Source organism: Arthrobacter sp. H35-D1, from assembly GCF_030063185.1.
Taxonomy (GTDB): Bacteria; Actinomycetota; Actinomycetes; order Actinomycetales; family Micrococcaceae; genus Specibacter.
The window spans coordinates 75,835-96,285 of record NZ_JASISP010000005.1; the positions used below are offsets into that span (position 1 = coordinate 75,835).

General features: G+C 62.8%; 19 protein-coding genes. 3 read left to right on the forward strand and 16 right to left on the reverse strand.

The window, feature by feature from the left end:
* Positions 1 to 6 precede the first annotated feature (6 nt).
* Positions 7 to 1,347 (reverse strand): type I glutamate--ammonia ligase, encoded by a 1,341-nt coding sequence (glnA, locus tag QMG25_RS08215; protein ID WP_283459135.1) that lies wholly within the window; start codon positions 1,345 to 1,347, stop codon positions 7 to 9.
* Positions 1,348 to 1,509: 162 nt separating this feature from the next.
* Here glnA and panB point away from each other — a divergent pair, with 162 nt between their 5' ends.
* Positions 1,510 to 2,445: a 3-methyl-2-oxobutanoate hydroxymethyltransferase gene (gene panB, locus QMG25_RS08220; RefSeq protein ID WP_283459137.1), complete on the forward strand. Its 936-nt coding sequence runs from the start codon at positions 1,510 to 1,512 to the stop codon at positions 2,443 to 2,445.
* Between the two features lie 8 nt (positions 2,446 to 2,453).
* On the opposite strand, the gene QMG25_RS08225 is transcribed toward panB, so the two are convergent.
* Positions 2,454 to 2,630, reverse strand: a complete 177-nt coding sequence (locus tag QMG25_RS08225) for an SPOR domain-containing protein (RefSeq protein ID WP_283459139.1) — start codon at positions 2,628 to 2,630, stop codon at positions 2,454 to 2,456.
* 112 nt (positions 2,631 to 2,742) lie between these two features.
* Here QMG25_RS08225 and map point away from each other — a divergent pair, with 112 nt between their 5' ends.
* Together map and ppgK are read left to right on the forward strand one after the other, a co-directional pair.
* Positions 2,743 to 3,621, forward strand: coding sequence for a type I methionyl aminopeptidase (gene map / locus QMG25_RS08230; protein WP_283459141.1), 879 nt, complete (start codon positions 2,743 to 2,745; stop codon positions 3,619 to 3,621).
* Between the two features lie 35 nt (positions 3,622 to 3,656).
* Positions 3,657 to 4,451, forward strand: a complete 795-nt coding sequence (ppgK, locus tag QMG25_RS08235) for a polyphosphate--glucose phosphotransferase (protein ID WP_283459143.1) — start codon at positions 3,657 to 3,659, stop codon at positions 4,449 to 4,451.
* A 97-nt stretch (positions 4,452 to 4,548) separates the two neighbouring features.
* On the opposite strand, the gene nrdR is transcribed toward ppgK, so the two are convergent.
* The 14 genes from nrdR to murC form a co-directional block, all read right to left on the reverse strand.
* On the reverse strand, positions 4,549 to 5,040 hold the full coding sequence (gene nrdR, locus QMG25_RS08240) for a transcriptional regulator NrdR (protein WP_283459145.1): 492 nt from the start codon (positions 5,038 to 5,040) through the stop codon (positions 4,549 to 4,551).
* 94 nt (positions 5,041 to 5,134) lie between these two features.
* Positions 5,135 to 6,472: a histidinol dehydrogenase gene (hisD, locus tag QMG25_RS08245; RefSeq protein ID WP_283459344.1), complete on the reverse strand. Its 1,338-nt coding sequence runs from the start codon at positions 6,470 to 6,472 to the stop codon at positions 5,135 to 5,137.
* 98 nt (positions 6,473 to 6,570) lie between these two features.
* A complete protein-coding gene (locus tag QMG25_RS08250) occupies positions 6,571 to 7,080 on the reverse strand; it encodes a hypothetical protein (RefSeq protein ID WP_283459147.1) in 510 nt (169 codons plus the stop codon).
* Positions 7,065 to 10,628, reverse strand: a complete 3,564-nt coding sequence (gene dnaE / locus QMG25_RS08255) for a DNA polymerase III subunit alpha (RefSeq protein WP_283459149.1) — start codon at positions 10,626 to 10,628, stop codon at positions 7,065 to 7,067. Before dnaE ends, QMG25_RS08250 begins: the two co-directional genes overlap by 16 nt.
* A 223-nt stretch (positions 10,629 to 10,851) precedes the next feature.
* Complete coding sequence (locus QMG25_RS08260) at positions 10,852 to 11,775, reverse strand: RluA family pseudouridine synthase (RefSeq protein WP_283459151.1); 924 nt, start codon at positions 11,773 to 11,775, stop codon at positions 10,852 to 10,854.
* Positions 11,772 to 12,428, reverse strand: coding sequence for a signal peptidase II (gene lspA / locus QMG25_RS08265; RefSeq protein WP_283459153.1), 657 nt, complete (start codon positions 12,426 to 12,428; stop codon positions 11,772 to 11,774). The genes QMG25_RS08260 and lspA overlap by 4 nt, the downstream gene beginning before the upstream one ends.
* 153 nt (positions 12,429 to 12,581) lie before the next feature.
* Positions 12,582 to 13,265, reverse strand: coding sequence for a DivIVA domain-containing protein (locus QMG25_RS08270; protein ID WP_283459155.1), 684 nt, complete (start codon positions 13,263 to 13,265; stop codon positions 12,582 to 12,584).
* Positions 13,266 to 13,409: 144 nt separating this feature from the next.
* Complete coding sequence (locus tag QMG25_RS08275) at positions 13,410 to 13,700, reverse strand: YggT family protein (protein WP_283459157.1); 291 nt, start codon at positions 13,698 to 13,700, stop codon at positions 13,410 to 13,412.
* A gap of 177 nt (positions 13,701 to 13,877) precedes the next feature.
* Entirely contained in the window at positions 13,878 to 14,405 is a 528-nt protein-coding gene (locus QMG25_RS08280; RefSeq protein ID WP_283459160.1) for a cell division protein SepF, read from the reverse strand.
* A gap of 97 nt (positions 14,406 to 14,502) precedes the next feature.
* The gene (locus QMG25_RS08285; RefSeq protein ID WP_283459161.1) at positions 14,503 to 15,285 is read right to left on the reverse strand and encodes a YggS family pyridoxal phosphate enzyme; all 783 of its coding nucleotides are present in this window, start codon (positions 15,283 to 15,285) and stop codon (positions 14,503 to 14,505) included.
* Between the two features lie 80 nt (positions 15,286 to 15,365).
* Positions 15,366 to 16,112: a purine nucleoside phosphorylase YfiH/LACC1 family protein gene (locus tag QMG25_RS08290; RefSeq protein ID WP_283459163.1), complete on the reverse strand. Its 747-nt coding sequence runs from the start codon at positions 16,110 to 16,112 to the stop codon at positions 15,366 to 15,368.
* 103 nt (positions 16,113 to 16,215) lie between these two features.
* The gene (gene ftsZ / locus QMG25_RS08295) at positions 16,216 to 17,391 is read right to left on the reverse strand and encodes a cell division protein FtsZ (protein ID WP_283459165.1); all 1,176 of its coding nucleotides are present in this window, start codon (positions 17,389 to 17,391) and stop codon (positions 16,216 to 16,218) included.
* Positions 17,392 to 17,723: 332 nt separating this feature from the next.
* Complete coding sequence (locus QMG25_RS08300) at positions 17,724 to 18,980, reverse strand: cell division protein FtsQ/DivIB (RefSeq protein ID WP_283459168.1); 1,257 nt, start codon at positions 18,978 to 18,980, stop codon at positions 17,724 to 17,726.
* Positions 18,973 to 20,448 (reverse strand): UDP-N-acetylmuramate--L-alanine ligase, encoded by a 1,476-nt coding sequence (murC, locus tag QMG25_RS08305; protein WP_283459170.1) that lies wholly within the window; start codon positions 20,446 to 20,448, stop codon positions 18,973 to 18,975. The genes QMG25_RS08300 and murC overlap by 8 nt, the downstream gene beginning before the upstream one ends.
* Positions 20,449 to 20,451 lie beyond the last annotated feature (3 nt).

A 20,451-nucleotide genomic window follows, 5' to 3' on the forward strand; every position in this document is an offset into this window, starting at 1 on the left:
CAGGTCCTACAGCACCCCCAGGTAGCGGTTTATTTCGTACGGGGTCACTTGGCGCCGATACTCCTGCCACTCCTCACGCTTGTTGCGCAAAAAGTTCTCAAAGACTTGTTCGCCCAGGATTTGTGGCATCAGTTCTGATTCCTCCATCTGGCGCACGGCGTCGTGCAGGCTGGAGGGCAGCGGATCGTGACCCATGGCCCGGCGTTCGCCGCTCGTCAACGCACTGATGTCCTCAACGGCCGACTCCGGAAGTTCGTATTCTTCCTCGATGCCCTTCAACCCGGCACCCAGCAACACGGAATAGGCCAGGTACGGGTTGGCTGCGGAGTCGATTCCACGGTACTCAAGCCGGGCGGACTGGCCCTTCCCCGGCTTGTACAGCGGCACTCGCATCAGCGCAGAGCGGTTGTTGTGTCCCCAGGACACATAGCTGGGGGCTTCCCCTCCGCCCCACAGGCGCTTGTAGGAGTTCACGAACTGATTGGTGACGGCCGTGAATTCCGGTGCGTGGTGCAAGATTCCGGCCATGAACTGCCGCGCCGTCTTGGAGAGCTGAAACTCGGCTCCCGGCTCATGGAAAGCGTTGCTGTCGCCCTCAAACAGGGAGAAATGGGTGTGCATGCCGGACCCCGGGTGGTCGGAGAACGGTTTGGGCATGAACGTGGCGTAGGTGCCTTGCTGAATGGCCACCTCACGGACCACCGTCCGGAACGTCATGATGTTGTCCGCCGTCTGGAGTGCATCGGCGTAGCGCAGATCGATCTCATTTTGGCCCGGGCCGCCCTCGTGGTGGCTGAACTCCACGGAGATGCCGACGTCTTCGAGCATTGTCACGGCTGTGCGGCGAAAGTCCTGCGCCACGCCTCCCGGCACATGGTCGTAGTAGCCCGCGTAGTCAACAGGGACAGGGACGCCGTCGGGTCCCGGCCGGTCCGACTTCAACAGGTAAAACTCAATTTCGGGGTGGGTGTAGCACGTGAAGCCCATGTCGGCGGCCTTCTCCAGCGTGCGCTTGAGAACGTTGCGCGGGTCCGCGGCGGAGGGCTCGCCGTCAGGGGTCAGAATGTCGCAAAACATGCGAGATGTCTGCTCGGTCGCCCCTCGCCACGGCAGGATCTGAAAGGTGGAAGGGTCGGGCATGGCGAGCATGTCGGATTCAAAGATCCGGGCCAAGCCGTCAATGGCGGAGCCGTCAAAGCCCAAGCCCTCTTCAAAGGCGCCTTCCACTTCGGCAGGGGCCAGGGCCACCGACTTCAGGCTGCCCACAACGTCGGTGAACCAGAGCCGCACAAACCGGACATCGCGCTCTTCAATGGTGCGCAATACAAATTCCTGCTGACGGTTCATTTTCGCTGCCTCTTTTCGTTGACGCCCGGTCCGCAGCCGCCGCGTACCGGCCGGCCGTGGACTGGATCGCGAACACGATTGCTTCCTTCTGTGAATACTCTACTCAACTGGCCGCCCGGTGCATTGCCCGCTTCCCGCCCCGAGTCGTAATAGGCTGGTGGCATGTCACCGACAAGCACCCCTGATTCCGCCGTGTCCAAAGCCACGGAAGCCCCCGATGCAGCGGCAGAGCCCGCCGAGCTGGCCGCCCCCTACGGCGCCGGCGCAGGAACCAAGAACTCTCCCTCGGGCATTCCCTCCACGGCTGCCAAAATCCGCACGCATCACCTGCGGGCGGCCAAGCTGGCCGGTGAAAAGTTCGCCATGCTCACCGCCTACGACCAGTACACGGCGCAAATTTTTGATGAGGCCGGCATTGAGGTGCTGCTGGTGGGCGACTCTGCCTCGAACAACGTCCTGGGAAATGAAACCTCGCTGCCCATCACCCTTGATGAAATGATCATCTTCTGCCGCGCCGTCACAGCTGGTGCCAAGCGCGCCCTAGTGGTGGCCGATCTACCCTTCGGCAGCTACGAAGCATCCACTGAACAGGCCGTTGCCTCCTGTGTGCGCCTGATGAAGGAAGGCCTGGTCCACGCCGTGAAGATGGAGGGCGGCGCCTACTACGCCCCCACCGTGCGCGCACTGACCCAGGCCGGCATCCCCGTCATGGCCCACATCGGCTTCACTCCCCAAAGCGAGCACATGCTGGGCGGCTACCGTGTGCAGGGCCGCGGCGACATGGCACAGGACATGATTGACGACGCCGTGGCACTGGCCGACGCCGGGGCGTTCTGTGTGTTGATGGAAATGGTTCCGGCCACCACGGCCGCCGCCGTGGACGCCGCCGTTGCCGTGCCTACTGTGGGCATCGGTGCCGGAAACGCCACCACCGGACAGGTGCTGGTGTGGCAGGACATGGCCGGGCTGCGGACCGGGAAAATGGCCAAGTTCGTCAAGCAATACGCCCACATGCGCACCATCCTCGCCGACGCGGCCAAGGAGTATGGTGACGAGGTGCGCAACGGCGTGTTCCCCGGCCCCGAGCACACCTTCTAGCAGTCGACCTAGTAGTCGTCGTCTTCCTCGTCGAGGGTGTCTGCAACTTCATTGCGTTCGCGAACCTTGGCAAGGGCAGCCTCGGCTTCCTCCCTGCTGTCGTAGGGACCAATGAGCGACCTCCACCCTGACTGGGCGTTCTTTTCCACTTCATGGGTTTCCACGTTGTACCAATACTGTGCCATGGTGCTCTCCGTTTCTGCGCGGGATCTTTGCTCGACAGTTGCCATCCTAGGCCGACCGGGCAGTCTTGGCAGGTGCACCACAAACGGCGAGCAAAACTTATAGGATGGCTATATGTCTTCCACAGCACTTACGGCCCCCATCGGCAAGCTTGTTCCCGGCACCGTCAGCGAGCAGCTTTTCGTCCCGCACTCCATTCCACGCCCCGAATACGTGGGCAGGACGGGCCCTGCCCCGTTCAAGGGATCAGAGGTGAAGGACGCCGAGACGCTGGAGAAAATCCGCGTTTCCTCCAAGATTGCCGCCCAGGCCATCGTTGAAGTGGGAAACAACATTGTTCCCGGCGTCACCACCGACGCCTTGGATCGAGTTGGCCACGAGTTCCTCCTTGACCACAAGGCCTATCCGTCAACGCTGGGCTACCGCGGTTTCCCCAAGTCCCTGTGCTCATCGCTCAATGAAGTGATCTGCCACGGCATCCCCGACAGCACCGTCGTCGAAGACGGGGACATCATCAACATTGACATCACCGCGTTTAAGAACGGCGTGCATGGCGACACCAACTGGACCTTCACCGTCGGCGACGTCGATGAAGAGTCGAGGCTGCTGGTGGAGCGCACGCAGGAGTCCTTGAACCGGGCCATCAGGGCAGTGGCGCCCGGGCGTGAAATCAACGTCATCGGCCGCACCATCGCTTCCTACGCCAAGCGCTTTGGCTACGGAGTGGTTCGGGACTTCACCGGGCACGGCGTGGGCGAGGCGTTCCACACGGGCTTGATTATTCCGCATTATGACGCAGCCCCCGCCTACAACACCGTGTTGGAAGAGGGAATGGTCTTCACCATTGAACCCATGCTGACCCTGGGTACCATTGACTGGGACATGTGGGCCGACGACTGGACGGTAGTCACCCGCGACCACAAGCGCACGGCCCAGTTTGAGCACACCATGGTGGTCACCGCCACCGGAGCCGAAGTCCTGACACTTCCCTAGCAACCACCCACACCACTTCTACCCCTGGAGCATCCATGTCCAAGAAGCATTCTTCGTCCAGCACTGTCATTGGCATCGACATCGGCGGTACTGGCATCAAGGGCGGCATTATCGAGCTCAGCACCGGGAATATGCTGGGCGAGCGCTACAGGATCCCCACGCCGAGCCCGTCGTCGCCCCACGCTGTGGCGAGGGTGGTCAAGGAGATTGTGGACGAGTTGATGACCCGCCCGGACGCGCCGGCCCACGACGCACCTGTCGGCATCACGTTCCCGGCCATCATCTCCCACGGGGTGGCCCTCTCAGCGGCAAACGTTGACAAGTCGTGGATTGACGCCGACGTGGACTCCATCTTCACCAAGGAACTGGGACGCGACGTGCAGGTCATGAACGACGCCGACGCCGCCGGCATGGCCGAAGCCCGCTATGGCGCAGGCCAGGGTGTCAAGGGCACCGTCCTTCTCATCACCTTGGGTACGGGCATCGGCTCGGCGTTTATCCACGACGGCATCCTGGTCCCCAACGTGGAGCTGGGACACCTGGAAATTGACGGTTTCGACGCTGAAAGCAGGGCCTCCGCCAGTGCGCGCGAACGCGACGATCTGGACTGGGACGAGTACGCGGTGCGCTTGCAGCGCTACTTCTCGCACGTGGAATTTCTGTTCTCACCGGAGCTGTTCATCATTGGCGGCGGCATTTCCAAGCGCAGTGAGGATTACCTTCCCAAACTGAAGCTGCGAACCAAGATCATCACGGCGCAGCTAAAGAACAATGCCGGCATCGTGGGCGGAGCGCTACAGGCCGCAGTGCACTTCAAGTTGACCAAGTAGCCGCGACAGCCGCCCACGGCATTAGGGTCAAGGCCGTGGGCGGCGAGCCGGCGAAGGTTGCGTCCGCATGTCCCATGGAGCGGCGCTGGCTGCCTGGCTACTGCTCCGCGGCTGCGGATTCGTCCCGCCGGTCGGTGCCGTCGGGATACTCGCGGCGCAGATCGGCGATGGACGTTTCAAAGTCTTCCAGCGACTCAAAGGCCCGGTACACGCTGGCAAAGCGCAGGTAGGCCACCACATCGAGGCGTCGCAACGGTTCAAGGATGGCCAATCCCACCTCATTGGCGTCAACTTCCGCTGCACCGCTGGCCCGGATGGACTCCTCGACCTCCTGGGCGAGCTTGGCCAAGTCGTCGTCGGTGACGGGGCGGCCCTGGCAGGCTTTGCGCACGCCACTGATGATCTTGCCGCGGCTGAAGGGCTCAGCCACCCCGGAACGCTTGCTGACGGACAGGCTCGCAGTTTCCATGGTGCTGAAGCGGCGCCCGCACTCCGTGCATTGCCGACGGCGGCGAATGGACGAGCCGTCGTCGGAGAGGCGGGAATCAACCACTCGGGAGTCGGGATTGCGGCAAAACGGGCAATACATGCACTGGCTCCCTTCAGGATCGTTGTTTTCCCAGTCTAGGCGGGGAAAAGATCAAATAACAATCGTGTAATTATGCCTGCGCGGCGCGCACTCCTCAGGGGAAGCGCACCGCCACGGCGTCGCCGTGGGCCGGCAGCCCTTCGGCCTTTGAGAGTGTCATCACGTGCCCGGCCACCTGGGCCAGCGCTTCCTTGCTGTAGTTGACGAGTTGCACGGCGCGCAGGAACGTCGTCACATTCAGGCCGGAGGAGAAGGCGGCCGTGCCGCTGGTGGGCAAAACGTGGTTTGACCCGGCACAGTAGTCGCCCAGGCTCACGGGGCTGTACGCCCCCACGAAGATGGCCCCTGCACTGGTGATTCGGGCAGCCACGGCGGCAGGGTTTTCGGTGAGAACTTCAAGGTGTTCGGCGGCGTAGGCGTTGCACACAGCCACCCCTTGGTCCAGATCCTCCACCAGGACAATACCGGACTGCGGTCCGACCAACGCCGTTTCCACCCGTTCCCGGTGTGTGGTCAGTGCCGCCTGGCGCACCACTTCGCGTTCGACGGCGTCGGCCAGTTCCACGGACGTCGTCACCAATACCGAGGCGGCGTTGGGATCGTGCTCCGCCTGGCTGATGAGGTCTGCTGCGACGAACACGGGGTTGGCCGAGCCGTCGGCCAACACGGCAATTTCAGTGGCGCCGGCTTCCGAGTCGATGCCGACAACGCCCTTGACAAGGCGCTTGGCCGTGGCCACAAAAATATTGCCGGGCCCGGTGACAACGTCAACCGGTTCAATGGCATCCCCTTCACCGTTGGCGCTGCTGCCGGCGGCCGCACCGTAGGCGAAGGCAGCAATGGCCTGCGCCCCGCCCATGGCATACACCTCGTCAATGCCCAACAGCGCCGCCGCTGCCAGCACGGTGAGGTCCGGCAGCCCGCCGCAGTCCTTCTGCGGCGGCGACGCCAGGGCCACGGAAGCCACTCCGGCGGCCAAGGCCGGGACAACGTTCATGACGACTGAAGACGGGTAGGCGGCCAGGCCCCCCGGCACATACAGGCCCACGCGGCGCACGGGAATCCAGTGCGCGGAAACCATGGCCCCGTCGGCCACCTGGAAGTCGACATTGGCGGGCTTTTGCGCCTGCGCAAAGGCTTTCGCCCGCGCAATGGACTCCTCCAACGCCGCACGCACCTGTGGATCCAGCGATTCAAGGGCGTTGGCGAGGGCGGCGGCAGGGACACGGGCATGTTCCTGCTCGACGCCGTCGAACTTCTTTGCCAGGTCCGCCAGGGCTGCATGGCCACGCCCGCGAACGTCTGCGATGATGCCGTGCACAGCCGCCTCGGCAGTGGAAACGGTGGACTGCGCCGTGCGGGGCACGGCATGCTTCATCTCAGCAAGGGTGAGGGTCTGTCCGCGCAAGTCCGTGCGGCGTAGGGACACCACGGAAGTGGCTCCGTTGTCTGCTGTTGCCGCTGTTGTTGCTGTTTCCGGGCTGGGCTCAGGGGACTCAGTGGATTCAAAGTTGCTCACAACACATGAGTTTACCTGCTGCTTCCCACCTCGTGGTCCAGCGCCGCAGGGAGAAAGGCATAGGAGTACAACGAGCGAAGGAACAGCACCAGCACACTGGCCAACGGCCACAACACCAGCACGGGGCCCGAGCGCAGGGAGAAGACCATGCTGGGATTCTCCATGGGCGAGGGCGGGCTGCCAAAGAGGTCCCCGGCAAAAACGCCCATGCGCCAGGCAAGGACGGAGCCTGCCAGACCCCCCACCGCCAGCACGAGCACCAAGACGCCTTCCGGCACCACCGTTCCGTCACCGTTGCGGCGCCTGCGGCGACGGGTCCACAGTGCCAGCAACCCAGCACCCACCCCGGCCAGCGTCAGCAGCAGCGCAAGCACGGCGTCGCGCGGAAACCACTCGATGTAGTCCTTGCCGTCGCCGTAAAAGGCCCCGGTGGGGGCTGCCAGCCACCAGAGGATCCCCGCGGCTGCCCCGGTGATGCCGAACACGGCAAGCCAGCGGCCCCACATCATCCCTCCAGGCATGTCGGCCCCAGCAAAACTTTCAAGTCACCAAAGAGCGCCGGAGTGGGATTCACCCTGTGGTGCAGGGGCAGCTTCATGACCTTCACGGCACGGCTCCCTGCGAGGTGCATCTTGACCTCGGTGTTGCCGCGGTGGTCCCCCAGGATGTCCTTCAGCGCCACCAACACCCCCTCGTTGGCCTTGTGCTCCGGCATGGAAATCACCAGCGGACCGGCGAGGCCTTCGCTCAGGTCGGGGACGGAGAGTTCCATCGCGTTCAAGGTGATGGCACCGTCGTCGCGCTTTTGCAGCCTTCCCTTGACCACCACGATCAAGTCCTCGGCCAAGATGGTGGCGATCGGTCCGTAGACCTGGCCAAAGAACATGACCTCGAGCGAGCCGCCCAAGTCCTCAACTTCACAGCGAGCATAGGGGTTGCCGCTGCTCTTGGCGATGCGGCGCTGGAGGTTGGTGATCATGCCGGAAATGCTGAAGATGTGCCCGTCGGAGGGACCGTCGTCGGAGAGCACCTGGGTAATCGACATGTCCGCGTTTTGGCTCAGAATGCCTTCCAGGCCCTGCAGCGGATGGTCCGAGACGTAGAGCCCAAGCATGTCCCGCTCAAAAGCCAGCTTGTCCTTTTTCTCCCATTCGGGCAGGTCCGGGATCTCGGTGGCCAAGGCCGACTCGGGTTCCGCGTCGCCCAGTCCGGCGAAGAGGTCAAACTGCCCCACGGCCTCGTTGCGCTTGATGGTGATGACCGAGTCGACGGCTTCTTCGTGGATCATGGCCAGGGCGCGCCGGGGATGTCCCAGGGTGTCAAAGGCACCGGCCTTGATCAGTGATTCAATGGTGCGCTTGTTGCACACCACCACGGGGACCTTCATGAGGAAGTCGGGGAAGTTCTCAAAGTTCCCCGCTTCCTTTCTGGATTCAACCAGTGCGTTGACTACGTTCGCCCCCACGTTGCGGATGGCGCCCATCCCAAAGCGGATGTCGTGCCCAATCGGGGTGAAGTTCAAGGCCGACTCATTGACGTCGGGGGCCAGCACCGTGATGCCCATGTGGCGGCATTCGTTCAGGTAAAGCGCCAGCTTGTCCTTGTCGTCGCCGACACTTGTCAGCAGAGCCGCCATATACTCGGCGGGAAAGTGCGCCTTGAGGTAGGCGGTCCAGTAGCTGATGACGCCGTAGGCGGCCGAGTGGGCCTTGTTGAAGGCGTAGTCGGAGAACGGCAGCAGGATGGCCCACAGAGTGGCCACCGCCGCATCGGAATAGCCGTTGTCGATCATGCCTTGGTGGAAGCCGGCATACTGCTTGTCAAGCTCCGACTTCTTCTTCTTGCCCATTGCACGGCGCAAAATATCTGCTCGTCCCAGCGAGTAGCCGGCGAGCTTCTGGGCGATGGACATCACCTGCTCCTGGTAAACGATCAGGCCATAGGTTCCGCCCAGGATGTCGGCAAGCGGCTCTTCCAGCTCCGGATGGATGGGAGTGATGGGCTGCAGGCCGTTCTTGCGCAGCGCATAGTTGGTGTGGGAATCGGCGCCCATGGGCCCCGGCCGGTACAGTGCCAGGACAGCGGAAATGTCTTCAAAGTTGTCGGGGCGCATGAGCTTGAGCAGGGACCGCATGGGCCCGCCGTCGAGCTGGAAGACACCCAGCGTGTCCCCTCGAGCCATGAGCTCGTAGGACGGTTTGTCGTCGAGCTCCAAGCGCTCCAGGTCCAAGTCGATTCCCTGGTTGGCCTTGATGTTCTCCAACGCGTCGGTGATGATCGTGAGGTTGCGCAACCCCAGAAAGTCCATCTTGATCAGGCCGAGGCCCTCACTGGTGGGGTAGTCGAACTGGGTGATGACCTGCCCGTCCTGGATGCGGCGCATGATCGGGATGACATCGATGATGGGGTCCGAGCTCATGATCACACCGGCGGCGTGGACGCCCCACTGGCGCTTGAGCCCTTCCAGACCCTTGGAAAGTTCAAAGACCTTCGCCGCTTCGGGGTCGGAGTTGATGAGGTTGCGGAAGTCCGCGGCTTCGCCGTAGCGCTTGGCCTCGGTGTTTTCAATGTCACTAAGGGCAATGTCTTTGGCCATGACGGCTGGCGGCAGCGCCTTGGTGAGCATTTCACCCATGCTGAAGGGGTGCCCCAGGACGCGGGACGCGTCTTTGAGCGCCTGCTTCGTCTTGATGCTGCCGTAGGTGACGATCATGGCAACGCGCTCGTCGCCGTACTTTTCCGTCACGTACTTGATGACTTCATGGCGGCGTCGATCATCGAAGTCCACGTCGAAGTCGGGCATGGACACGCGCTCGGGGTTCAGGAAGCGCTCAAAGATCAGTCCGTGGCGCAGCGGGTCCAGGTCGGTGATGCGCATGGCATAGGCCACCATGGAACCGGCTCCCGAGCCACGCCCGGGCCCCACCCGGATGCCGTTGTCCTTGGACCAGTTGATGAAGTCGGCCACCACCAAAAAGTAGCCGGGGAAGCCCATCTTGATGATGACCTCCAGCTCGTAGTCCGCCTGCTTGCGGACGTCGTCGGGGATGCCGGCCGGGTACCTGTATTTAAGGCCGGAGTCCACTTCCTTCACCATCCAGGACGTTTCGTCCTCCCCCGGCGGGCAGGGGAACCTGGGCATGTAGTTCGCATCGGTGTTGAAGGAGACGTCGCAGCGCTCGGCGATGAGCAGCGTGTTGTCGCAGGCTTCGGGCAGTTCGGCGAAAAGGGAGCGCATTTCCGCTGCCGATTTCAGGTAGTAGCCGCTGCCGTTGAAGGCAAAGCGCTTCCCGCCCTGGTCATAGGTGGGCTCGGTCAAGGTGGAGCCGGATTGCAGTGCCAGCAAGGCTTCGTGCGCCTTGGCGTCATGCTCGTGCGTGTAGTGGAGGTCGTTGGTGGCGACCAGTGGAATGTCCAGTTCCTTGGCCAGGCGCAGCAGGTCCTTGACCACCCGGCGTTCAATGTCCAGCCCATGGTCCATGAGCTCGCAAAAGTAATTCTCTTTGCCGAAGATGTCCTGGAACTCCGCCGCGGCTGCCTTGGCCTCGTTGTATTGGCCCAGCCGCAAACGCGTCTGCACCTCTCCCGAGGGGCAGCCGGTGGTGGCGATGAGTCCCGGGTGGTATTCGTTGAGCAGTTCACGGTCCAGTCGAGGGTACTTGCCCATGGGCGAGTCGAGGGAACCCAGCGAGGAGGCCCTGAACAAATTCCGCATGCCCTGGTTGTTGTAGCTGAGCAGCGTCATGTGCGTGTAGGAGCCGCCGCCGGAGATGTCGTCCTTCTTCTGGCTTTCCTCGGTGCGCCACTTCACACGGGTCTTGTCAGTGCGGGCTGTGCCAGGGGTGACATAGGCTTCAACACCAATAATCGGCTTGATCCCGGCGTTCGTGGCCTTTTGCCAAAAGTCGAAAGCCCCAAAGAGATAACCATGGTCCGTTGTGGCCAAGGCGGGCATTTCCAGCCGTTTAGCCTCGTCAAACAGTTCGGTCAGGCGCGCGGCACCGTCAAGCATGGAGTATTCGGTGTGTGAGTGAAGATGGACAAAACTGTCAGTCGATGAGCTAGCCACCCGACCATTCTACGTGCCAAAGATGCGCCCCACCCCCACCAGACGCTCCTGCACTTTCGGGGCATTAAACCCCAACGCTCCCGCACCTTTGCCGCTCAAATCGCAAACGCTCCACAGCTGGTGCGAGAGCGTTCGCGTTTCTTCAACCAAAGGTGCAGGAGCGTTCCGGAAAAGACCCCTGAAAGTGCAGGAGCGTGGAGATTTGGACGCCGGGGCGCGGCGGTCAGTGCTCCCCGCGCAAATGATCCAATGCATAGTTCAGGTCCTGCGGGTAGGGGCTTGTCACGACTACCCACTCCCCCGACGACGGGTGCGTGAACCCGAGCCGGTGGGCGTGCAGCCACTGCCGCGTCAAGCCAAGTTCGGCGGCAAGTTTCGGGTCCGCCCCGTAGGTCAAGTCGCCGGCGCAGGGATGGCGCAGGGCCGAGAAATGGACACGGATCTGGTGCGTGCGCCCGGTTTCAAGGTGCACCTCCACCAGCGAAGCCTTGCCAAACGCCTCAAGCACTTCATAGTGGGTCACCGAGGGGCGCCCGTCCTCAAGGACGGCAAAACGCCAGTCGTGGCCCGGATGGCGGCCGATGGGGGCGTCGATGGTGCCCTGCAACGGATCGGGCAGGCCCTGGACCACGGCGTGGTACACCTTCTCCACCGTCCTTTCGCGGAACGCCTGCTTCAGGACGGTGTACGCGTGCTCGGTCTTGGCCACCACCATGGCCCCCGAGGTGCCCACGTCCAGGCGGTGCACAATGCCCACCCGTTCCTGGGCCCCGGAGGTTGAAATGCGATAACCGGCCGCAGCGAGCCCGCCCACGACCGTGGGTCCGACCCAGCCAGGCGAAGGGTGTGCAGCCACCCCGACAGGCTTGTCCACCACCACAAAGTCGTCGTCGTCGAGGAGGATGTCGAGGCCTTCCACAGGTTCCACGACCACAGCGAGCGGGTCCGGTCGCTGTGGAATGGTCACCTGCACACTGGCTCCGGCAGTCAATTTTTCACTCTTGCCCAGCACCGCGCCGTTTTGCAGGACGTTGCCTTCGGCGCACAGCAGGGCAGCGGCGGAGCGCGAGATGCCCAGCAGCGCTGCCAGCGAAGCATCGGCCCTGCGTCCGGCAACGTCATCGGGGACGTTGAAAGTTTCAGTCATTGTTGCTCCCTCCCTCCCTGCCCGTCCGCCGGGGTTTCCGGGGCGGTCGCAATGGTTCCGGAGTCGGCCCCGGGCTCAGACTCGGCCATCGGCTCGGCCACTGTCTCGGCACCGGCCTTCCCTTCGGCCTTTGCACCGTGCAACGGCACACCCAACAAGGTCAGCAGGCAGACGGTGATCACGCCGCCCACAACGGCCATGTCGGCCATGTTGAAGATGGCGAAGTGGGGGAAGGAGATGAAGTCCACCACATGGCCCATGGCGAACGACGGCGGCCGGAACAGCCGGTCCGTCAGGTTGCCGAGGGCGCCGCCCAGGACCAGGCCCAGGCCGATCGCCCACCATGCGGAGCGGAGGCGGCGCGCAATCACAATGATGGCAATGGACACCGCTGCCATGATCAGGGTGAAGAACCAGGTGAAATCTTCACCGATGGAGAAGGCCGCACCTGAATTACGGATGAAATACCATTGCAGGATCCCCGGAATCACGGGGGTGGTTTGGCCTTCCACCATGGTGGAAGTCACCCACCACTTGGTCAGTTGGTCGCAGACATAGGCAAAGGCGGCAAGGCCTATCCACAGCCACCAGTACGTGCGGCGGGCGGCGGTGGTGGGGGCGGAGTGCGGGCCCGGCAAAGAGTTCTCGCTCATGGTGCTTTCATTGGTTGCGGCAAGGGGACAGCTTCCATCATAGGCGGGCTTTGTGACCCGGCGGCACCGGCGGCCAAGGAACGCAGGCACTGCATTAAACAGAAAGAAGCCGGTGGAACAAGTTTCCTTGCACCACCGGCTTCTAATTCTTGACTAGGAGTCCGAGTTGCTCTCGGAGAAGTCCGGTGCTGCCACCGAACCGCGCGCATCCAAGTCGCGCAGCTGACCTTCAATGTAGGTCTTCAGGCGTGAACGGTAGTCCCGCTCGAAGCCGCGGAGCTGCTCCACCTTGCGCTCAAGCACCGAACGCTGCTGCTCCAGGGCGCCGAGCGTCTTACGGCTCTTTTCCTGGGCATCGTTGACAAGCGTGCTTGCCTCGATCTGAGCCTCGGCAATGATCTTGTCGCGCTGTTCCACACCGGCATTGACGTATTCGTCGTGCAGGCGCTGGGCCAAGGCGATGACGCCTGAGGCGGTCTCGGCCGGGGATTCCGCAGCTGCGGGTGCAGGAGCCTCAGCGGCAACGGCTTTCTCCACAACGACTGGCTCCGGCTTGGACTTGGCTGCCGGATCGGCAACCTTCGGCTCCGGCTTCTTGGGCTCTTCGACAACATCGGGAGTCTTGGCCGGCACGGGCGCTGCCTGGGCGGGAACCGAAGCGTTTCCAGTTTCCCCCTGTGCGAGCTGCTTGCGCAGGTCCTCGTTCTCCTGATGCAGGCGGCGAAGCTCCACGACGATTTCGTCAAGAAAATCGTCGACTTCGTCCTGGTCATAGCCTTCACGGAACTTGGTCGGCTGGAACCGCTTGTTGACAACGTCTTCTGGCGTAAGCGCCATCTAGTCACCTCATTGGTCTTAGTGAGTCTGGAACCGGCCGAAGCCCTACCGACTGCGGTACCTAATGCAAGCTTGTGGGCCTGCACCGGGGTCTCTCGGTTTTTACAATATAGCTTTTCTCTTGCGAAAACGAACGACGCGGCGCTAACCGACAAAACTTTTTGTAATACTCATGCCAATCCCGACGGCAACAAGCAGTAAAAGGAAGCCAATATCCAAGGCCACCGTCCCGATCCGCAGGGGAGGAATCAGGGCCCGCAGCTTGTGCAGCGGCGGATCTGTGAGCTTGTACACAACTGAAGCCCCGACAAGGGCAGCACCCTTGGGCCGCCAGTCGCGGGCGAAGACCTGTATCCAGTCAAACACCATGCGGAGCAAAAGCGTCAGAAAGTACAGCAGCAACAGCAAGTAGAGAAGAGCAAAAACAATTGTCACGCGCGTGCACACAATCCCTTAGATGGCGGAAAACGACAAATCTTGACTTCCAGAATAGACCAGCCCCGGCACTGTATCGTTTTTCCCAGGCAGAACCATTCCACACTCCATACAACGCACTGCCCGGACACAAAGTGCCCGGGCAGTGTAATCCATATGTTTCAGGGCTCTTTGCCCCTAGCTCTGGTTGAAGAAGCTCGCCTGCGTGTCCGAGATCTTCTTGTCGTCGCCCAGAACTTCAATGTACGACGGGGAAAGCAGGAATACTTTGTTCGTCACGCGCTCAATGGAGCCGCGCAAGCCAAAGACCAGGCCCGCGGAAAAGTCCACGAGGCGCTTGGCGTCAGCCTCGCCCATGTCCGTGACGTTCATAATGACTGGTATCCCGTCCCGGAAGCTCTCCCCAATGATTTTTGCATCATTGTAGGAGCGGGGGTGGACAGTGGTGATCTGGCGCAAACTTTCAGCCTCTTCCCGATTTGATGCGGCACGCTTGATGGGGGTCACCGGAGCCCTGTATTCCTCGTCGCCTGCCTTGGGTGCGGCAGGCTCTGCGACAGGAGCCTGCGCAGGTGCTGCCTCGCGCTCAAACACCTCGGCATTGTCCTCGTCCTTGGTCGGGGACGGGGCATGCTCGGCGTCGTAGTGCTCGTCACCGTCGGCGAGCCCAAGAAAGATCATTGTCTTGCGCATAGCGCCCGCCATGGTTGCTCCTCATTAGTCTGCAAAGCACAAAACTCTTCGTTCGAATCGTTGTGCGGCAATTCCTGCACATCACGTGCAATTGCCAACAGTCAAAACGCTACAGCACCGCAGGACGGGGGCCGAGGATATCGGAACCGACACGCAGGTGTGTCGCCCCCGCAGCCAGCGCGGCCTCCAGGTCATGGCTCATGCCGGCAGAAATTCCGGTGGCGCCGGGATGTGCAGAACGCAATCGGGCAGACACCTCCGCCAGCAATTGGAAGGCCGGTTCCGGGGTGGCGCCCAAGGGTGCCACCCCCATAACACCCGCCAGCACCAGCCCGGGCGTTCCGGCAATGCTGTCCGCAAGTTCCAGGACGTACGACGGCGCCGCGCCTCCCCGGCCGCCGGGCCCGGCCGTGGGCGATTGCCCGCCGGCCACCAGCGCCCCATACGGTCCTGTGAGTTCCACTTGGATGAAGCACTCGAGGTCCGCCCGTCCATCAAGCAGCTGCTGCCGGACCATGGCCTTGCCCAGCGCAGCGGCAACGGAACCTCTGTCAATCGAATGAACCGAATGCGCGTACGCCGCCACCGACTTGGCCTTGTTGCTTTGCAACTGCCCGACAAAGTGCCACCGCAGGCCCGGGTCCGCCACTTCGAGGGCCTTGGCTGCGGCTTCCTGGTCGCGATTTTCCCCAACGTCGACCACGCCAAGCTCGCGCAGCCGCACCACGTCGGCACCGGGGTGGAACTTTGTCACCACGATGAGCGTGGGCTCCGTGGTGGGAGAGCCCGCCGATGCGCGGGGTTGGCTGCCCGCCACGACGGTGGCGATGCGCTGCCTGACGGCACCCAGGCGTTTTGCGAGTTCAGCGGTGCGGGGGTCGTGCAGGGGCATTGTACGAAGCGGCTTTCATCAAGGCGCACTCAAAGTGCTGGTGTGTGGTGATGGGAACGGCGCGTGCCCGCCCCTTGGTGCTACGGTACCGCGGATGCTGTAATGAAGCCGATGAAGCGGCCTTCGTCCACGCCGTCGCGCTGGGAACGCCGATGGGAGAAGTACTGCTCGTCCTCCAACGTGCACACGCCAGAGGGGTGTGCCGGCACGCCACACGCCGCCAACTGGGCCAGCACCGCCGCCGGCAGGTCAAGCGCCGGCGTTCCAAGGGAGGTTGTGGACCAGGATTCCGGCACCCTTGCAGCAACAACCGCGCGCATCGTTTCGGGGACTTCATAGCAGCGTCCGCACACGCCCGGGCCTAGCCACGCTTCAATGGAAACAGCACCACTGCGGCGCATTTGCTCAGCCACGGCTGCAATGACGCCTTTTTCAACTCCAGGACGGCCTGCGTGGGCCACTGCCAGGATTGCTTCGCCACTCTGGGTTTCGCCCAACAGCACCACCGGCACACAGTCGGCAACCATGACGGCAAGCCCCGCTGCGGATCCTGCTCCAGCCGTCACCACCATGGCATCTGCCGTGGGTGCCGCCTCCTGGGATCCGCCGTCGAGCACGGCAACCTCGGCTCCATGCACTTGTTCCATGTAGGCCAATTGAACATCAACAGGGGACGCGCCGGTTCCGTGGGCAAGGGCATGCTCAACGGCGACCCGACGTCCGGCAACAAGGGCGGGGTCGTCCCCAACGTGAAAAGCCAGGTTGCCTGCTGTGGCATCAGTGAAGCCGACCCGAATTCCGGGGCGAACCTGCAAAGAAGACCACATGCAAACAACCTGACCAATCACGGGTGCCGGCGGCAGCCGTCGGCGGGATACGAACGCACTTCGGGAAGCACCTGGTTCAGGAAGTGCTTGCTTTAGAAATGGTTTACTTCAGGAAGTCGGGAACATCCAGGTCATCGGCGCGGTGGCCGGTGAGGTCGGGTTCCACAATGGCAGGAAGCTCAACGTCGAAGCCGCCGTCCGCCGGAACCTGGGAGCCCGACTGCTGGCCCCACTGGTTCAGGTTCGTCACGGTGGCACTGGCGCTGGCCGGCACCGTGGCCGGGGCCGGCGGTGCCACGGCAGCAGTGGGCTCTGCCTGCTCAGTTTCTGCATCCGGGGCGTCAAACCCGGCGGCAATGACCGTCACGCGAGCCTCGTCGCCCAAGGCGTCGTCGATGACGGCACCAAAGATGATGTTGGCTTCGGGGTGCGCAACTTCCTGCACGAGGCGAGCGGCCTCGTTGATTTCGAACAAGCCCAGGTCGGAGCCGCCCTGGATGGACAGCAGCACGCCGTGTGCACCATCAATCGAGGCTTCCAGCAGCGGGGATGCGATCGCGAGCTCGGCAGCCTTCACTGCACGATCCTCGCCCCTGGCGGAGCCAATGCCCATCAAGGCTGACCCGGCACCCTGCATCACGGACTTCACGTCGGCAAAGTCAAGGTTGATCAAGCCCGGGGTGGTAATGAGGTCGGTAATGCCCTGAACACCTGAAAGCAGCACCTGGTCGGCGGAGCGGAAAGCGTCAAGGACGGAAACGTTGCGGTCGCTGATGGACAGGAGACGGTCGTTGGGGATCACGATGAGTGTGTCCACTTCATCGCGCAGGGCTTCAATGCCGCTGTCGGCGCTCGAGGCGCGGCGGCGGCCTTCGAAGGTGAACGGCCGCGTGACCACTCCAATGGTCAGTGCGCCCAGCGTGCGGGCGATGCGTGCCACCACCGGAGCGCCGCCGGTGCCGGTGCCGCCACCCTCGCCTGCCGTCACAAAGACCATGTCGGCTCCGCGGAGCACCTCTTCGATCTCCTCCGCGTGGTCCTCCGCCGCCTGGCGTCCGACATCCGGGTTGGCCCCTGCGCCAAGGCCGCGCGTCAGTTCTCGTCCAACGTCAAGCTTGACGTCGGCGTCGCTCATCAACAGCGCTTGGGCGTCCGTGTTGATGGCGATGAACTCCACGCCGCGAAGACCCACGTCAATCATGCGGTTCACTGCATTGACGCCGCCGCCGCCGATACCGACGACTTTGATGACTGCCAAGTAATTCTGGGGTGCTGCCACGTTACGTGTCCCTTGTTCGTGTGTTGCTTCGAAGATCTAAAAATCGTGCTTGACTGCCAAGGAATGGTGCTGTTTTCAAGGTGCCGGCATCAATATTGGGAGCAACCTTGAAGCAGTACTTGAAACCTTGATAGCTTAACCTTCAAGTTGAAGGTTATAGTTATGTCAACTAACTCTTGTCAGTGACGCTATGGTGCATCTGCGCCGCATGCAATTACCACTGCCGCGTGTCGCCCGAATCCGGTAAAAAAAACTCATTCATCCCTGCCTACCCGTATTTTGGCCTGCATGGTCCCTATTCTCCCACTATCCGTTGTCCCAGGGCCGCCACCTCAGCGTGTCACAGGGTGTCGCGGGGCACTGACGTCAAAGACCTTCGCCGGCACGGGCGCGGGCTTTCCGGGCTCTGGCGTGGGCGGCGGGGCATTCAGCAGGGCACCCAGGACCTCCGCCTTGAGTTCCATGTCGCTGGGATTGCCCCAAATGACCATTCGCCCGTCGGCCAGCTTCAGCTCCACTGCATCCGGGGACTTGGCCGAAGCGTTTGCCAGCTGCGCCAAAATGGGCTGCGGCAAATTCGCCAGTACAGCCGTGATGGCACGGAAAGTGTCATTCCCAATCGCGGCCTTGCCGCCGTCGATCAAGGGCAGGGCCACTTTTGCCGGGTCCTTCGTGGAACCCAGCTCCACGCCGTCCTGATCAACCAGCAGGTATTCCGAATCGTTTTTCAACAAAGCCACCGGCACCCGTTCCACAATGTGCACAACAAGGGTCGACGGCGGTTTGGCCTCGATGCGGGCACTCTTGACCTGGATGACAGGCGCCAACAGTTCCTGGACCTCGCTCTCGGTGACTTGCGGCAGCGGCTTGGACAGAATCGGGGAGACAGCAGCCTGCAGAATGTCCTCCCCTACCAACTTCTGTCCGTCAAAAACGACCTGTTTCACGGCCAGCGCAGGCGAAAACAAGGCCACACCCATCACCAAGGCCAGCACGGCAACGACGACGGACACGCCCAAGAGGACATTGCGGCGTCGACGCTTGAAGCTGGAGACGGGAAAAGCCAGCACGTTCGCGCCTTTTTCAGGTCCTTGCTCACTCCCCTGCCTACTCCCATCGGTGTTGCGGACAGATCCGTCGCGGGCTGACCCGTCGCGGGGGGCACCTTCGCCGGAAGCATCGGCGTGAGCTGCACTGTTGGGACGCCTCCTGATGGCAGGAAGCTTCGGAAGCCTCCATTTCCGGCCCTGCGCCGCTCCGGCATCATCGTCGGCCGCACCGCCGGCAGCTGATGCTGCTTTGGCTTTGGCTTTGGCCTTGGCCGTGGATTTGGATTTGGCTTTGACTTTGACTTTGACAGGCTGGTCCCCTGTGGATGTGTCCTCCACGGGGACAGGTTCGACCGAGACCTTGGCACTTGTGCTGTGCACACTGGCAGTCCCAACGTCGGCAGCCGCCGTGTTGGAGGGTGCCGTGATGGAGGGTGCCTGCTCAAACGGATCCGTGCCGGAAGGCCCGTTGTCTGCTGCTGGCGGCGGAACCGTTCCCGGGCGGGTCCTGATGACCCGCGGCTTGCGGGGCTCAACCATCGACAGACCCCTTCCGTGCCGACCCGCGTGCGGGCTCTTCGGTGTTGAGCGCCTCCACCAGGGCCGGACCAAGTTCGGTGACATCCCCTGCCCCGACTGTCAAGATGATGTCCCCGGCCACTGCTTCCCGAGCCAGTTGCCTGACGGCCACTCCACTGTCCGGGGCGTAGCCGAAGGGCTTTGTCAACGAAGTGGTGATGAGCTCGCTGGTGACTCCCGGCAGGGGATCTTCGCGCGCCGGATAGATGTCGAGCACGGCCACGGTGTCCGCCAGGTCGAGGGCCTGGGCAAACTCCTTGGCGAACTCCACGGTGCGGGAAAACAGATGGGGTTGAAACAGTACATGGACCTTGTGGTCTCCGGCGACCGTTCGCGCCGCCCGCAGCGCTGCCGACACTTCCGTGGGGTGGTGGGCATAGTCGTCGTACACGGCGACGCCCCGCCCCTCCCCCTTGGCTTCAAAGCGCCTGGCGGCGCCGCTGAAGGCGGCCAGCCCCGCCAAGGCTGCTTCGACGTCGACCCCGAGTGCCAGAGCCACGGCCACGGCCGCGGCGGCGTTGCTGAGGTTGTGGTTGCCGGGAACCTGCAGGGCCAGGGTCAGCGGGATCGCAGCACCATCCGGGAGCAGGTCGCCGCGCAGTTCGATGGTGGCCGTGGCGTGCAGGCCGTCCTGGCTCCCGGGCACAAGGCGAATGTCGGCTCCCTGGGCAAACCCATAGCTGAGGCAGCGCTTGCCGGCGGCGGCAGCCTGAACGGCCAAGTTGGCCGATCCGGGGTCATCGGCACAGGCAACAAGTGTGCCGTCTGCGGGCAGCAGCGCCATGAACTTCCTGAAGGCAGCAAACACGGCCTCGGCTGTGCCGTAGTGGTCGAGGTGGTCCGCCTCGAGATTTGTGACCACGGCTATGTGGGGGCGGTAGTTCAAAAAGGATGCATCGGATTCGTCGGCTTCTGCCACAAACACCGCTGCCGTGCCGTGCGCTGCATTGACACCGAGTCCCTGGACCGTGCCGCCCACGGCGAAGGAGGCATCCACGCCGGCGCCCTTGAGCATGACGGTAATCATCGAGGTGGTGGTGGTTTTGCCGTGCGTTCCCGCAACAGCCACCACCACGTCATCGGCCATCGTAGCGGCCAGGGCCTGGGAACGGTGCAAAATCCGTAGTCCGGAAGCACGGGCTGCCGCCAGCTCGGGATTGTTTTCACGGATGGCCGTGGACAGCACCACCGTGTCGGCGCCTTCCACGTTACCGGCGGCCTGGCCCACGTAAACTGTGGCACCCAAGGTGTCCAATTCACGCAGTCCCGGGGAGCTTTTCGCGTCTGAACCGCTGACAGTAACGCCCTGGCCCAGCATGATCCGGGCAATGGCGGACATTCCGGCACCGCCCATGCCAATGAAATGAACGCGGCCCAGCTCGGCCAGTGTTGGGGGAATGTACGCCACGGCTAATTCTTCCTGTGTCATGTG